Raw genomic sequence first — 13,231 nt, 5'->3', positions numbered from 1 at the left:
GTCAGTGCCGCAGGCGGGACAGCGCCGCGGAGGCCAGCTCGGCGATGCGCGTCAGGAAGTGCAGGCCCATCTCGGCCTGGAAGCGCTGCGCGTCGTGCGAGCCCAGCACCAGCAGCCCGAAGGCCGGCTCGCCGGCCCCGGCGCGCAGCGGCAGCAGGGCGATCGACTGCGCGGCCTGCGGCTCGGCCAGCCAGCCGACCACCTCGAAGCCCGCGTTGACGCCGCAGTACGGCTGCACCAGCGAGCCGGCGAAGGCCCGCGCCGCGCTGCTCGCGCCCAGCGCGAACGGCTCCCGCGCATGGACGCCATGGCAGTCCCAGACCTTGAGGGCCACCTGCGCGACCTGGAAGATCGAGCGCACGTCGGCGGCGATGCACTCGGGCAGTTCGCGCGGCTCGCGCAGGGCCAGCAGCCCGCGCGTCCAGGCATGCAGCCGGTCGGCCGTCGCGGTGTTGTCGGCGCCGTGGCGCACCATCTCCATCAAGCGGGTCTCCAGCGCCTTGATCTTCTCGCGCAGCATCTGCGCCTGGCGCTCCTGCAGGCTGACCGCGCGGGCGCCGTGCGGGCTGGTGAGCTGGACCTGGGCCAGCAGCTCGGCGTGGCGCTCGAAGAAGTCCGGCGTGTTGGCGAGGTAGGCGACGATGTCGTCTTCGGTGATCGGATTCAGGGCGTTGGGCGGGCGGCGCGCGGTGGTCATGACAGCTCGGGCACCTCGATCTCGCCCTCGAACACGGTGACGGCGGGGCCGGTCAAGCGCACCGGCTGGCCGATGCCGGCCCATTCGATGGTCAGCACGCCGCCGCGCGTCTCGACGTCGACCCGCGCATCGAGGCGTCCGAGCCGGATGCCCGCGACCACCGCGGCACAGGCGCCGGTGCCGCAGGCCAGGGTCTCGCCGGCCCCGCGCTCGAAGACGCGCAGCCGCACGTGCGCGCGATCGACGATCTGCAGGAAGCCGGCGTTCACGCGCTGCGGAAAGCGCGGGTGATGCTCGATCAGCGGCCCCTGCCGCGCCACGGGCGCGGTCTCGACGTCGTCGACGATCTGCACCGCGTGCGGGTTGCCCATCGAGACGATCGCCAGCGGCACGGTGGCGTCCTCGGGACGGGTCGACAGCGCCAGGTGCCAGGTCTGCCAGTCGCCATCGGCCTGCGGGGCCAGCCCGGCATCGTCGAACGGCACGCGCGCGGGTTCGAAGACCGGCGCGCCCATGTCGACCGTGACGCGGCCGTCGTCGCTCAGGCGCGGCTCGATCACGCCGCCGAGCGTCTGCACGCGCACCACGTCCTTGTCGGTCAGGCCGCGCTCGCGCACGAAGCGCAGGAAGCAGCGCGCGCCGTTGCCGCACTGCTCGACCTCGCCGCCATCGGCGTTGTGGATCACGTAGCGGAAGTCGATGTCCGGCGCGGCCCCGGCCGGCGGCGGCCGCACGGTCAGGATCTGGTCGGCGCCGACGCCGAAGTGGCGGTCGGCCAGGAACCGGTAGTGGAAGGCCGTGAGACCGAGCGGCGCGCGGGTCTCGTCGAGCACGACGAAGTCGTTGCCCGCGCCCTGCATCTTCGTGAAACGGATTCGCATCGCGGGATTATCGGCCGCGCGCCGGCTGAGGACCGGGGCGCTCCGCTCAGACCCAGCCCGCCTTGCGGAAACGCCAGTACAGCAATCCCGACAGCCCGGCGATGAGCGCCAGCGCGGCGACATAGCCATAGCGCCACTTCAGCTCCGGCATGACCTCGAAGTTCATGCCCCAGATGCCCGCGAGCGCGGTGCAGACGGCGAAGATCGCCGCCCAGGCGGCCAGGCGCTTGGTCACCTCGCCATCCTCGATGGTCACCATCGACAGGTTGACGTGGATGGCGGTGCCGATGGTGTCGCGGATGGCCTCGACCGAGCCGTTGATGCGCGTGAGGTGGTCGACGACGTCGCGGAAGTACTCCTGCGAGCCCGTGCACACCGCCGGCACGCGCGCGCCCAGCAGCTTGTTGGCGGCCTCGAGCAGCGGCGCCACCGCGTGCTTGAGCACCGTCACGCGCTGCTTGAGGTCGTAGAGCTGGCGGATGCTGTCGCGCGCCCGGCTCTGGCCCTGGCCGGTGGTGAAGATGCGTTCCTCGATCTCGTCGAGCTCGGCCTCGAAGGCGTCGATGACGGGGAAGTAGCGGTCGACCACCGCGTCCATCAGCGCGTAGAGGACGAAGCCCGGACCGTTCTGCAGCAACGCGGGCTCGCGCTCGCAGCGCTCCCGCACCTCGACGAAGCCGTGGGTGCTGCGGGTGCGCACCGACACCAGGTAGTCGTGGCCGACGAAGACATCGAGCTCGCCGACCTGCACCGTGGTCTGGGCGCCGCCGGTGTCGGCCTCCAGCAGGTGCAGCACGACGAACAGCGAGTCGCCGTACTCCTCGATCTTGGGCCGCTGGTGGCCGTTCTGCGCATCCTCCACCGCCAGCGGGTGCAGGTCGAAGGCGCGCTGCAGCGCGGCCAGTTCCTCGGGCGCGGCATCGGCCAGGGCGACCCAGACGAAGCAGCCGGGCTGGCCCAGGTGGTCGCCGATGCGCTCGACCGGGATGTCGGCGCGCCGGGCACCGTTCTCGTAGACGACGCAGTTGATCAGCATGACGGGGACGGCAACGGGGATGGCGGGGACGGCGGCGGCATGGACGGGGCCTGTCTCGAGGCGGATGGGACGCGATGGCGCCGGACCGCGGGATGCGCCCGGCGCAGGCGCGGATATTGCCATGCCGATAATCCCTCGATGGTCCGTCCCGCCCAACACCTCCATCCGCACCGCGAGCCGGTGCCCGTGCGTCCGGCCGCCACGCTCCTGCTGCTGCGCGATGCGCCCGCGGGCGTCGAGGTGCTCATGACGCGTCGCTCCGACCGCGCCAGCTTCGCGCCCGGCGCCTATGTCTTCCCGGGCGGGCGCATCGACGCGGGCGACGCCGCGGCGCACCCCATCGCCGACCACCGGCCGACGCAGGGCGCCGTGCAGGTCACGCAGGCCATCGCCGCGCTGCGCGAGAGCTTCGAGGAACTGGGCGTGCTGCTCGCGCGCCGGGTCGACGATGGCGCCCCGGTGGCGCCGGCCACGCTCGCCGCCATGGACCGGTCCACGGCGGCCGGCACCACGCCCTTCGCGGCCCAGTGCGCCGCCCACGGGCTGCGGCTGGCGGTCGACGCCGTCTTCGTCCTGGCCCACTGGATCACCGACCGCGACCTGCCCAAGCGCTTCGACGTGCCCTTCCTGGTCGCGCGCATGCCCGAGGGCCAGGAGCCGGCGGCCGACGAGACCGAGCAGTTCGAACCGGTCTGGGTGCGGCCGGACGAAGCGCTCGAGCGCCATCGCGCCGGCGGCTTCTTCATGATCTTCCCGACCCTGCGCACCTTGGAGCGCCTGGCCGCCTATCCCACGGTCGACGCCGTGCTGGCCGACTGCGGCACGGAGCAGCCGCTGTTCACCAGCTGCCCGCGCGCCGGCCTGCTCGGCGGGCGCGAGGCGCGCTACATGGAGCACGAGCCGCCCTATGGCGAACTGGCGCTGGTCTGCCCCGACGGCCAGATCGTGCATGCGCTCGACTGGCAGCACGAGACCCCGGTCCGGCTGCTGCAGGGCCTGTGGCGCCTGACCGCGTCCAACCCGGGCGCCATGACCGGCCCCGGCACCAACAGCTACCTGGTCGGCGACGCCACCACCGGCTTCATCGCCATCGACCCCGGCCCGGCCGACGCGGCGCATGTCGAGCGGCTGCACCGCGCCGCCGGTGGCGACGTGCGCGCCATCGTCTGCACCCATTCGCATCCCGACCACTCGCCCGGCGCGCCGCTGCTGCAGGCCCTGTGCGCGGGCCGGCCGCCGATCCTGGGACTGCCCTCGGCCCCGACCGCGCGGCCGACGTCGCGCTTCGCGCCCGACCGCGCCCTGGCCGACGGCGAGCGGCTGACGCTGCGCGACGCCGGGGGCGAGGCGCGCTTCACGCTGCGGGTCGTCTTCACGCCCGGCCATGCCGCCAACCACCTGTGCCTGGTGCAGCAGGAGGACGGCCTGCTGTTCTCCGGCGACCACGTCCTCAACGGCAGCACCACGGTCGTCGATCCGCCCGATGGCGACATGACGGCCTACCTCGACTCGCTCGACACCCTCGACGCCGCCTGCGCCGCCGATGGCGTCGAGTTCATCCTGCCGGCGCACGGCCACGTGCTGGGCGCCGCGCGCGACGCCATCGCCGGCCTCAGGATGCACCGCCTGCGGCGCGAGGCGCGCGTGCTCGCCGCCATGCGGGCGCGGCCGGACGGCACGCCCGAGGACTGGCTGCCGATGGCCTATGCCGACGTGCCGGAGCGGCTGTGGCCGGTCGCCGCGCGCTCGCTGGCCGCGCACGTCGCGCGCATCCACCGGCTGGCCCTCGCCTGATCGACATCACGCCACGCCCACCCCACCCCCCCACCCCACCCGATCACGCTTGCCCGAGACTTCCCCGTCATGAACGAATCCCTTCCCCGTCGCCCGCGCGGCCCCGGTCCGCGCGCCGCCGAGCCCGACGACGAGGGCATCCGCCTGGCCAAGCAGGTGGCCGCCGAACGCGGCTGCTCGCGCCGCGAGGCCGAACTGCTGATCGAGAACGGCGCCGTGCGCGTGGACGGCCGGGTCGTCGAGGTGCCGGGCGCGCGCGTGCGCGACGGCCAGCGCGTCGAGATCGATGCCGCCGCGCGGCCGGAGCCGGTGCAGGCCGTCACGCTGCTGCTGCACAAGCCGCCGGGCATCGCCTTCGACGCGCCGATCGCGCGGCTGGTGGTGGCGGCGCGGCGCCAGGCCGACGATGGCTCGCGCCGCCCGACGCTGCAGCGCCATTTCATCGGCCAGCGCTGCCTGACGCCGCTGGAGACCGGCGCCAGCGGCCTGATCGCCTTCACGCAGGATCCGCGCATCGAGCGCAAGCTGATCGAGGACGGCGGCCTGATCGAGAACGAGGTGATGGTGGACGTGGCCGGCACGGTCGAGCCGCGGGCATTGCACCGGCTCAACCAGTCGCCGGTGGTGGACGGGCGCGCCATGCTGCCGGCGCGGGTGAGCATCGGCCGCCAGAGCGAGGACGGCGCGCGCACCGGCCTGCGCTTCGCCATCAAGGGCAGCTGGCCGGGGCAGATCGCGCAGATGTGCGATGACGTCGGGCTGCGCATCCTGGGGATGAAGCGCATCCGCGTCGGACGCGTGCCGCTGGCCGGACTGGCGCCGGGCGAGTGGCGCTATCTCCTGCCCCACGAACGGTTCTGAGCGGGGCGCGAGAACGGGATTTCGGCTGGCAGGCGCCGGCGCCATCAGCGCCCAGGATGGTGGTCATCGCCGGCGTCCCATCGCCTCTGCCTCCAGACCTCATACACCCTTCGAACCATGCGCCTGCTGCTCGCCATCTTCCTGCCCTTCGTGGCCTTCTTCACCATCGGGCGCCCGATCGCCGGCATCATCTGCCTGATCCTGCAGATCACGCTGATCGGCTGGCTGCCCGCCGCGATCTGGGCGGTCTATGCCCTGAGCCAGTACCGCACGGACAAGAAGATCGAGAAGGCCTTCGGCCGGCCGCGTTGAGGCGCGCAGCCCCGCGGGCCGGTCGCGAGGCGCCGGATGCGGGGGAAGGAAAGAAAAGTGTGAAGCGAGCCGATAAGCCGGATTCTGTGCACCGACGACGTCTCGCGACGTCATCGGCGTGACCGCCATTACTCTGGGCCGCCGGTCACCCGGACGGCTCGATGCCACCTACCCGCCAGCTCAGCGGAACCACCTCGATACTGGCCTACTTGGTGTTGCTGCGCGCAGAGATTGCCCGTTTCACCCGGCTCGGGGTTGCCCCGTCGCCGACTCGTCTCTGTTGCTCTGATCCTCACCTCGCGGTGGAGAGCCGTTAGCTCCTGCGCTGTCCTGTGCAGTCCGGACGTTCCTCCAGTGCGCTCTTTCGAGACTTGCACCAGCGGCGGTCTGGCCCGCTTCACGGGGCGGATTATGTCGCGACAATGTCCGACCCCCTGCCGCCGGGCGGCAAAAACCTTTGCAAGGAGATGCGTCCCATGAAAGCCCAGAACATCCTCGAGACCATCGGCCGCACGCCGCACGTGCGCATCGGACGGCTGTTCGCCGGCATCGCCCGGGATGCGCAGCAGGTCTGGATCAAGTCCGAGCGCGCCAACCCGGGCGGCTCGATCAAGGACCGCATCGCGCTGGCGATGGTCGAGGCCGCCGAGCGTTCCGGCGCCCTGCGCCCGGGTGGCACCATCGTCGAGCCGACCTCGGGCAACACCGGCATCGGCCTGGCGATGGTGGCCGCGGTCAAGGGCTACCGGCTGGTGCTGGTGATGCCCGACAGCATGTCGGTGGAGCGCCGCCGGCTGATGCTGGCCTATGGCGCCAGCTTCGACCTGACGCCGCGCGAGAAGGGCATGAAGGGCTCGATCGCGCGGGCGCAGGAGATCGTCGCCGCCACGCCCGGGGCCTGGATGCCGCAGCAGTTCGAGAATCCCGCCAACATCGAGGTCCACGAGCGCACCACGGCCGAGGAGATCGCCGCCGACTTCCCCGACGGCCTCGACGCCCTGATCACCGGCGTGGGCACCGGCGGCCACATCACCGGGGTGGCCCAGGTGCTGAAGGCGAAGTGGCCGCGACTGCGGGTGTTCGCGGTCGAGCCGGCCGCCTCGCCGGTGATCTCCGGTGGCAGTCCGGCGCCGCATCCGATCCAGGGCATCGGCGCGGGCTTCGTGCCGGCCAACCTCGACGTCGCGCTGCTCGATGGCGTGATCCAGGTCGAGGCCGAGGCCGCGCGCGAGATGGCGCGGCGCTCGGCGCGCGAGGAAGGCATGCTGGTGGGCATCTCCTCGGGCGCCACGCTGGCGGCCATCGCGCAGAAGCTGCCCGAGCTGCCGGCCGACGCCGTCGTGCTGGGCTTCAACTACGACACCGGCGAGCGCTACCTGTCGGTCGAGGGCTTCCTGCCGGCCGCCTGAGGACGCCAGCGGCTTTCGACGAAAATCGCCGGCCTTCCTCCTTCCCCATCGCCCGCTTGATAGACACAAGCCCCGCCATGCTCAGACTCTCGGAAATCAAGCTCCCGCTCGATCCGCCCGCCGATGCGCTCGATCGCGCCGTGCAGGGCCTGCTCGGCATCGACGCCGCCGCCATCGAACGCATCCACGTCCACAAGCGCAGCTTCGATGCCCGCAAGGCCGACCTGCTGCAGGTCCACATCGTCGACGTGACGCTCGCCGGAGCGGCGGCGGCCGCGCTCGAGGACACGCTGCTCGCGCGGCTGGCCGGCAATCCGCGCGTGACGCGCTCGCCCGACATGCGCTACGTGGCGCCGGCGCACGCCCCCGCCGATCTGCCGCTGCGCCCGGTGGTGGTGGGCTTCGGCCCGTGCGGCATCTTCAGCGCCCTGCTGCTGGCGCAGATGGGCTTCCGCCCGATCGTGCTGGAACGCGGCAAGACCGTGCGCCAGCGCACCCGCGACACCTGGGGCCTGTGGCGCAAGGGCGTGCTCGATGCCGAGTCGAACGTGCAGTTCGGCGAGGGCGGCGCCGGCACCTTCTCCGATGGCAAGCTGTGGAGCCAGATCCGCGATCCGCGTTTCCTCGGCCGCAAGGTGATGGAGGAGTTCGTCAAGGCCGGCGCGCCGCCGGAGATCCTCTATGTCGCGCATCCGCACATCGGCACCTTCAAGCTGGTGAAGGTGGTGGAGCACATGCGCGAGCAGATCATCGCGCTGGGGGGCGAGATCCGCTTCGAGCAGCGCGTGACCGACCTGCGCATCGAGGACGGGCACCTGCGCGGCCTGGTGGTGCGCGACCAGCGCAGCGGCGCGTCGAGCGAACTGCGCTGCGACCACGTCGTGCTGGCGCTCGGCCACAGCTCGCGCGACACCTTCGAGATGCTGCACGCGCGCGGCGTGGAGATCCATGCCAAGCCGTTCTCGATCGGCTTCCGCGTCGAGCATCCGCAGGGCGTGATCGACCGCGCGCGCTGGGGCCGCCACGCCGGCCATCCGCTGCTGGGCGCGGCCGACTACAAGCTGGTGCACCACGCGTCCAACGGCCGCACGGTCTACAGCTTCTGCATGTGCCCGGGCGGCACGGTGGTCGCGGCCACCAGCGAACCCGGCCGGGTGGTCACCAACGGCATGAGCCAGTACTCGCGCAACGAGCGCAACGCCAATGCCGGCATCGTGGTGGGCATCGAACCGACGGACTTCCCCGGCTGGGAGAACGGCGTCATCGGCTCGCCGCTGGCCGGCATGGCGCTGCAGCGCCGGCTCGAATCCGAGGCCTTCGTGCTGGGCGGCGGCGACTACCGGGCACCGGCGCAGCTGGTCGGCGATTTCGTCGCCGGCACGCCTTCGACCGCGCTGGGCGAGGTCGTGCCCTCCTACACCCCCGGCGTGACGCCGACCGACCTGCACGCCGCCCTGCCCGGCTATGCGATCGAGGCCATGCGCGAGGCCTTCCCGGTCTTCGGCCGCAAGATCCGCGGCTTCGACATGCACGACGCGGTGCTGACCGGCGTGGAGACGCGCACCTCGTCGCCGATCCGCATCGCCCGGGGCGACGACGACTGCCAGAGCCCGAACGTGCGCGGCCTGTTCCCCGCCGGCGAGGGCGCGAGCTATGCCGGCGGCATCCTGTCGGCCGGCGTGGACGGCATCCGCGTGGCCGAGGCCGTGGCGCGCGCCATCCTGCAGGACGGCGCACGCGCGGCCGGACCGAGCGTCGCGGCCACCCCGGCCACGGCCACGGCCGCCTGACACCCGCCCCCTTTCCGCCTCCTCCAGGAACGCCATGTCCGACGCCCCGCAAGACCCCACCGACTTCCATTTCTACGAGCCCGCCCGGGGCCACGGCCTGCCGCACGACCCGTTCAACGCGATGGTCGGCCCGCGCCCCATCGGCTGGATCTCGTCGCACGACGCCACGGGCCGCCTGAACCTGGCGCCCTACAGCTTCTTCAATGCCTTCAACTACACGCCGCCGATCGTCGGCTTCGCCAGCATCGGCGCCAAGGACACCCTGCGCAACATCCGCGAGACGGGCGAGTTCGGCTGGAACCTGGCGACGCGGCCGCTCGCCGAACGCATGAACGCCAGCTGCGCCGCCGTGCCGCCCGAGGTCGACGAGTTCGCGCTCGCCGGGCTCACGCCGGTGGCCTCGCGGACCATCGCCGTGCCGCGCGTGGCCGAGAGCCCGGTGTCCTTCGAATGCCGGCTGACGCAGATCGTGCAGCTCCAGGGCGTCAGCGGAACCCCGGTGGAGACCTGGCTGGTGCTGGGCGAGGTGGTGGGCGTGCACATCGCGCACGCGCTGCTCAAGGATGGCATCTACGACACCGCGGCGGCCGAGCCGATCCTGCGCGCGGGCGGCCCGGCCGACTACTTCACCATCACGCCCGACAATCGCTTCCGCATGTTCCGGCCACGCTGACCGGTCCTTCCCTCCTTCCCTGTCCTTTCGACGCGATTTCCCGGTCGGCGCCCCCCAGCGCCGACGCCGCGAGACCTCCTGCGCCGCGCCCTCCGCGCGGCCCTCCTCTCTCCTACCACCGCATTCCGATGACCGACGTTCCCGAAGCCACCTCCCTCCCCACGCCGCAGACACCGGCCGCCGCCGAGTCCGCGACGCGCCCGACCGCGTCGCTCCACGAAGGTCGGTCCGATGGCGCCAATGCAGGCGCCAGCGGCAACGACGGCGACGGCGGCACTGCCGAAGCCGGCGCCGCGACCGGCGCACCGCGGGCGCGGCGCTCGCGCGGCGGACGCGGCCGGCGCCGCTCCGGGCAGGCCGGCCCGAAGGCCGCCGGCACCGCCGACGATGCCACCGACACGGGCGACGCAGAAGGGATCGCCGCCGGCGACCCGATCGCCGGGCACCAGGGCGATCGCGCGGGGGACGCTCCCGCCGACGCCGACGCCAACACGGCGCCCGGTTCCCGCCGCGGCGACAACTCGCGCCGCCGCCCCGATGCCGCCCGGCCGCCGCGCCGGCCCGCACAGGCACAGGCACAGGCACAACCGAAGGGCCAGCCCCAGCAGCAGCCGTCGCGCAACAAGGTCCATCCGGTGCTCCAGCGCCTGTTCGAGCTCTATCCGTCGATGTTCGGCGCCCGTTTCCTGCCGCTCAAGCTGGGCGTCTACCAGGACCTGCTGGAACGCCATGGCGACGAGTTCAAGGCCGAGGACCTGAAGATCGCGCTCGGCCTGCACGCGCGCTCCACGCGCTATCTCGATGCCGTCGCGGCCGGCCATCCGCGCCACGACCTCGACGCCCAGCCGGTCGAGCCGGTGGCGCCCGAGCACGTGCACCACGCCATCCTCGAGGTGTTCCGCCGCCGCCAGTCGCGCACGCCGGAAGACCTCGGCGGCGCGCTGCGCGACCGCATCATCGCGGCCATCGAAGCCTCCGGCATCGGCCGCGATGCCTATGCCGAGCGCGTGCGCGCCCGCGATGTCAATGGCAATGCCGCCCTCGACGACGCCCTGGCCGAACTGGGCCGCCGGGGCGCCAAGCGCGAGGCCCTGCTGCGCGCCTTCGAAGCCAGCGGCCGGACCGAAGCCGAATTCGCCGACATGTACGGCATGGAACCGCGCGAGGTCACCCGCACGCTGCAGCGCGCGCGCAAGGACCGCGTGCTGGAAGCCGAAGCGGCGGCCCGGGCGACCGCCGCCGCTGCCGCCGCCGAGGCGGAAGGCGCGCCGGCCGAAGCGGGCGAGCAGGAGATGCAGGACGTGCAGGACGTTCAGGACGCGCGGGGCGTGGACGACATGCAGGACGCACAGGACGCGCCGACGGCCGGAGACATGGAAGATCCATCGGCGGCGAAGGACGTGCAGGAAGCACGCCACGTGTCATCGTCGACGGACACGCCGGACGTGAACACCGGGAAGACGCCGGCTGCACCGATCTGACCGGAATCGGCTCGCGGACGGCGTGAAACCGCCGGAACGCGGACCACCGGCGACCGGCGTGACGGCCGCTGGACCGCCACGCCCGTCGATGGCACCGGCCTTGGCATTGAGCAACGATCTGAAAAGATCCTTTAGGCCATTGTTTCTAGAGGCACGTCCGAATTCCTCGAGACGCAATTCTTTTGTTTTCCCGCTCGCGGCTGCTCGACCCGGGGGCTTCTCGGAATTCGGCGCCCTGTTCCGGACAATTGCAAAAGACCGATAACCGGTGCTGTTCCACCTCCGGCGGAGGGGACCTTTCCGGTCGTCGTCGACGCCATTTCGCGATTTCTCGCCCTGCTACATTGCCCGGGCCCCATTTCGGGACAGGGAGAAAAACAATGAGAAGCTTGAGCGGGCCATTGCTCTTGATGGCCGCCATGGGCACGGGGATCGGCGGCTGCGCCCTCTCCAACACCACGTCGACGGTGACATCGGCCTCCGATCTCGGACGGCTGCGCGTGATGCAGGTCAGGCGGTCCGAGGGTGGCGACACCACCATCGGCCCCCTGATCGCCAGCCATCTGCGACGACGCGGCTACGAGGTCTTCGAGGACGACACCTCCGGCCGCCAGGTCGATGCCGTGGCGACCCATGTCGACACGTGGGGCTGGGACCCGACCCCGCGCCTGACCGAGCTCACGATCACGCTGCGCGACCCGCGCTCGACCTACGCGCTGGCCACCGGCCGCTGGCTGCCGGCATCGCAGACCCGCCCGTCGCCCCGGGAGATGGTCGACGCGGTCCTCGACGACATCTTCGACGGCACGCAGGCCCGCCCATGATCTCGCGCTCCATGCGTCGGGCCCGTGTCGGGCTTCCCTTGCTGTTGATGTCGACACTGACGGGTTGTCTCACGCCGCCCAACCGCTATGCCATGTCGGCGGCGAGCAGCGGCTCCACCAAGCGCCATCCCCATTCGGTGTCGGTGCAGTCCCATGGCGGCACCGGCGGGGGGATCTTCAAGATGTCCGGGATCTCCGATGCCGACCTGCGCGTCGCCATCGAAGGCGCCATCAGGCGCACGGGCCTGTTCGGGAGGATCGCCGAGGACGGCCAGGCCGACTACGAACTCGACGTCACCATCGTCGAGATGACCCGGCCCTCGTTCGAGCATGCGTTCACGGTGGATCTGGAGACGGCCTGGCTGCTCACCCGCGCATCGGATGGCGCGGAGTTGCTGCGTCGCTCGGTGATGTCAAGCCAGACGATCCCGGCCAATGACGCGCTGTCCGATGCGGTGCGCCTGCGCTTCGCGATGGAAGGCGCGGCGCGCCGGAACATCCGGCAGGGCCTGGAAGCCATCGCGGCGCTCGACCTCTGAGCGACCACCGCCGGATGCTCAGTTCGCCGCGTTCTGCAGCGCGGCGATGCGCTCCTCGATAGGCGGGTGGGTCGCGAAGAGCTTGCCGATCGAGCCGGTGATGCCCATCGCCTCGACCGCCTTGGGCAGTTCACCGGCGGGCAGTCCGCCCAGGCGCGCCAGCGCGTTCATCATCGGCTGCTTGCGGCCCATCAGTTGCGCGGCGCCGGCATCGGCGCGGAATTCGCGATGGCGCGAGAACCAGGCCACGACCATCGCGGCGGCGAAGCCCAGCACGATGTCCAGCACGATCGTGCTGACGTAGTAGCCGATGCCCGGGCCGGAACTGCGGTCGTCGCCACGACGCAGGAAGCTGTCGACCGCATAGCCGATCACGCGCGAGAGGAACACCACGAAGGTGTTCATCACGCCCTGGATGAGCGTCATCGTGACCATGTCGCCATTGGCGATGTGGGCCACCTCGTGGCCGATGACGGCCTCGACCTCCTCGCGCGTCATGCCCTGGAGCAATCCGGTGGAGACCGCCACCAGCGACGAGTTCTTGAAGGCGCCGGTGGCGAAGGCATTGGGCTCGCCCTCGAAGATCGCGACCTCGGGCATGCCGATGCCGGCCTTGTCGGCGAACTTGCGCACCGTCGCCACGATCCAGGCTTCGTCGGCGTTCTGCGGGTTGTCGATCATGCGCAGGCCGGCGGTCCACTTGGCCATCGGCTTGCTGATCAGCAGCGAGATGATCGCGCCGCCGAAACCCATCACCAGCGCGAAACCCAGCAGCGACGTCAGGTTGAGCCCGTTGGCCGTGAGGAAGCGGTTGACGCCGAGCAGGCTGGCGACCACGCCCAGCACGGCGACGACCATGACATTGGTCAGGACGAACAGAAGGATGCGTTTCAAGGTGGTTTCTCCGTGGAGGAAAGGCGGTTCCGGATGGGGC

Annotated in this window: 13 protein-coding genes and 1 other RNA gene; 9 read left to right on the top strand and 5 right to left on the bottom strand. The window is 71.5% G+C overall.

Features of this window, described 5'->3' with window-relative positions; translation table 11 throughout:
* Position 1 precedes the first annotated feature (1 nt).
* From AC1MLT_RS14445 to AC1MLT_RS14435, 3 genes are read right to left on the bottom strand one after another with little or no spacing between them, the layout of a single operon-like run.
* A complete protein-coding gene (locus AC1MLT_RS14445) occupies positions 2-697 on the bottom strand; it encodes a DUF484 family protein (RefSeq protein WP_481032888.1) in 696 nt (231 codons plus the stop codon).
* Positions 694-1,578 (bottom strand): diaminopimelate epimerase, encoded by an 885-nt coding sequence (dapF, locus tag AC1MLT_RS14440; protein WP_481032887.1) that lies wholly within the window; start codon positions 1,576-1,578, stop codon positions 694-696. The genes AC1MLT_RS14445 and dapF overlap by 4 nt, the downstream gene beginning before the upstream one ends.
* Positions 1,579-1,624: 46 nt before the next feature.
* Positions 1,625-2,614 carry a magnesium and cobalt transport protein CorA gene (locus AC1MLT_RS14435; RefSeq protein WP_481032886.1) on the bottom strand — a complete coding sequence of 330 codons (990 nt, stop codon included), beginning with the start codon at positions 2,612-2,614 and terminating at the stop codon, positions 1,625-1,627.
* A gap of 138 nt (positions 2,615-2,752) precedes the next feature.
* Here AC1MLT_RS14435 and AC1MLT_RS14430 point away from each other — a divergent pair, with 138 nt between their 5' ends.
* From AC1MLT_RS14430 to AC1MLT_RS14420, 3 genes are all read left to right on the top strand, one after another.
* A complete protein-coding gene (locus AC1MLT_RS14430; RefSeq protein WP_481032885.1) occupies positions 2,753-4,408 on the top strand; it encodes an MBL fold metallo-hydrolase in 1,656 nt (551 codons plus the stop codon).
* 69 nt (positions 4,409-4,477) lie between these two features.
* Positions 4,478-5,269 carry an RNA pseudouridine synthase gene (locus AC1MLT_RS14425; protein WP_481032884.1) on the top strand — a complete coding sequence of 264 codons (792 nt, stop codon included), beginning with the start codon at positions 4,478-4,480 and terminating at the stop codon, positions 5,267-5,269.
* Between the two features lie 117 nt (positions 5,270-5,386).
* Positions 5,387-5,581 carry a YqaE/Pmp3 family membrane protein gene (locus AC1MLT_RS14420; RefSeq protein ID WP_481032883.1) on the top strand — a complete coding sequence of 65 codons (195 nt, stop codon included), beginning with the start codon at positions 5,387-5,389 and terminating at the stop codon, positions 5,579-5,581.
* A 57-nt stretch (positions 5,582-5,638) separates the two neighbouring features.
* On the opposite strand, the gene rnpB is transcribed toward AC1MLT_RS14420, so the two are convergent.
* Positions 5,639-5,980, bottom strand: an RNA gene (rnpB, locus tag AC1MLT_RS14415) — RNase P RNA component class A.
* A gap of 77 nt (positions 5,981-6,057) precedes the next feature.
* On the opposite strand from rnpB, the gene cysK reads away from it, so the two are divergent.
* The 6 genes from cysK (at position 6,058) to AC1MLT_RS14385 (ending at position 12,297) form a co-directional block, all read left to right on the top strand.
* The gene (gene cysK / locus AC1MLT_RS14410) at positions 6,058-6,990 is read left to right on the top strand and encodes a cysteine synthase A (protein WP_481032882.1); all 933 of its coding nucleotides are present in this window, start codon (positions 6,058-6,060) and stop codon (positions 6,988-6,990) included.
* 77 nt (positions 6,991-7,067) lie between these two features.
* On the top strand, positions 7,068-8,780 hold the full coding sequence (locus tag AC1MLT_RS14405) for an NAD(P)/FAD-dependent oxidoreductase (RefSeq protein WP_481032881.1): 1,713 nt from the start codon (positions 7,068-7,070) through the stop codon (positions 8,778-8,780).
* A gap of 34 nt (positions 8,781-8,814) precedes the next feature.
* Positions 8,815-9,453 (top strand): flavin reductase family protein, encoded by a 639-nt coding sequence (locus AC1MLT_RS14400; protein ID WP_481032880.1) that lies wholly within the window; start codon positions 8,815-8,817, stop codon positions 9,451-9,453.
* A 128-nt stretch (positions 9,454-9,581) separates the two neighbouring features.
* Entirely contained in the window at positions 9,582-10,934 is a 1,353-nt protein-coding gene (locus AC1MLT_RS14395; protein WP_481032879.1) for a ProQ/FINO family protein, read from the top strand.
* Positions 10,935-11,314: 380 nt separating this feature from the next.
* Entirely contained in the window at positions 11,315-11,758 is a 444-nt protein-coding gene (locus AC1MLT_RS14390; protein ID WP_481032878.1) for a hypothetical protein, read from the top strand.
* Positions 11,755-12,297, top strand: coding sequence for a hypothetical protein (locus AC1MLT_RS14385; RefSeq protein WP_481032877.1), 543 nt, complete (start codon positions 11,755-11,757; stop codon positions 12,295-12,297). The genes AC1MLT_RS14390 and AC1MLT_RS14385 overlap by 4 nt, the downstream gene beginning before the upstream one ends.
* 18 nt (positions 12,298-12,315) lie before the next feature.
* On the opposite strand, the gene htpX is transcribed toward AC1MLT_RS14385, so the two are convergent.
* On the bottom strand, positions 12,316-13,191 hold the full coding sequence (gene htpX / locus AC1MLT_RS14380; protein WP_481032876.1) for a protease HtpX: 876 nt from the start codon (positions 13,189-13,191) through the stop codon (positions 12,316-12,318).
* Between the last annotated feature and the right edge of the window lie 40 nt (positions 13,192-13,231).

This window comes from Variovorax sp. PEI5 (genome assembly GCF_056679935.1).
The sequence above is the reverse complement of the archived record's forward strand: the minus strand, read 5'-3'. Positions and strand labels throughout refer to the sequence as shown.

What these genes read in the sequence shown, in the direction of transcription:
- AC1MLT_RS14445 (WP_481032888.1), bottom strand. Translation starts at nt 697, where the DNA reads ATGACCACCGCGCGCCGCCCGCCCAACGCCCTGAATCCGATCACCGAA.
- dapF (WP_481032887.1), bottom strand. Translation starts at nt 1,578, where the DNA reads ATGCGAATCCGTTTCACGAAGATGCAGGGCGCGGGCAACGACTTCGTC.
- AC1MLT_RS14435 (WP_481032886.1), bottom strand. Translation starts at nt 2,614, where the DNA reads ATGCTGATCAACTGCGTCGTCTACGAGAACGGTGCCCGGCGCGCCGAC.
- AC1MLT_RS14430 (WP_481032885.1), top strand. Translation starts at nt 2,753, where the DNA reads ATGGTCCGTCCCGCCCAACACCTCCATCCGCACCGCGAGCCGGTGCCC.
- AC1MLT_RS14425 (WP_481032884.1), top strand. Translation starts at nt 4,478, where the DNA reads ATGAACGAATCCCTTCCCCGTCGCCCGCGCGGCCCCGGTCCGCGCGCC.
- AC1MLT_RS14420 (WP_481032883.1), top strand. Translation starts at nt 5,387, where the DNA reads ATGCGCCTGCTGCTCGCCATCTTCCTGCCCTTCGTGGCCTTCTTCACC.
- cysK (WP_481032882.1), top strand. Translation starts at nt 6,058, where the DNA reads ATGAAAGCCCAGAACATCCTCGAGACCATCGGCCGCACGCCGCACGTG.
- AC1MLT_RS14405 (WP_481032881.1), top strand. Translation starts at nt 7,068, where the DNA reads ATGCTCAGACTCTCGGAAATCAAGCTCCCGCTCGATCCGCCCGCCGAT.
- AC1MLT_RS14400 (WP_481032880.1), top strand. Translation starts at nt 8,815, where the DNA reads ATGTCCGACGCCCCGCAAGACCCCACCGACTTCCATTTCTACGAGCCC.
- AC1MLT_RS14395 (WP_481032879.1), top strand. Translation starts at nt 9,582, where the DNA reads ATGACCGACGTTCCCGAAGCCACCTCCCTCCCCACGCCGCAGACACCG.
- AC1MLT_RS14390 (WP_481032878.1), top strand. Translation starts at nt 11,315, where the DNA reads ATGAGAAGCTTGAGCGGGCCATTGCTCTTGATGGCCGCCATGGGCACG.
- AC1MLT_RS14385 (WP_481032877.1), top strand. Translation starts at nt 11,755, where the DNA reads ATGATCTCGCGCTCCATGCGTCGGGCCCGTGTCGGGCTTCCCTTGCTG.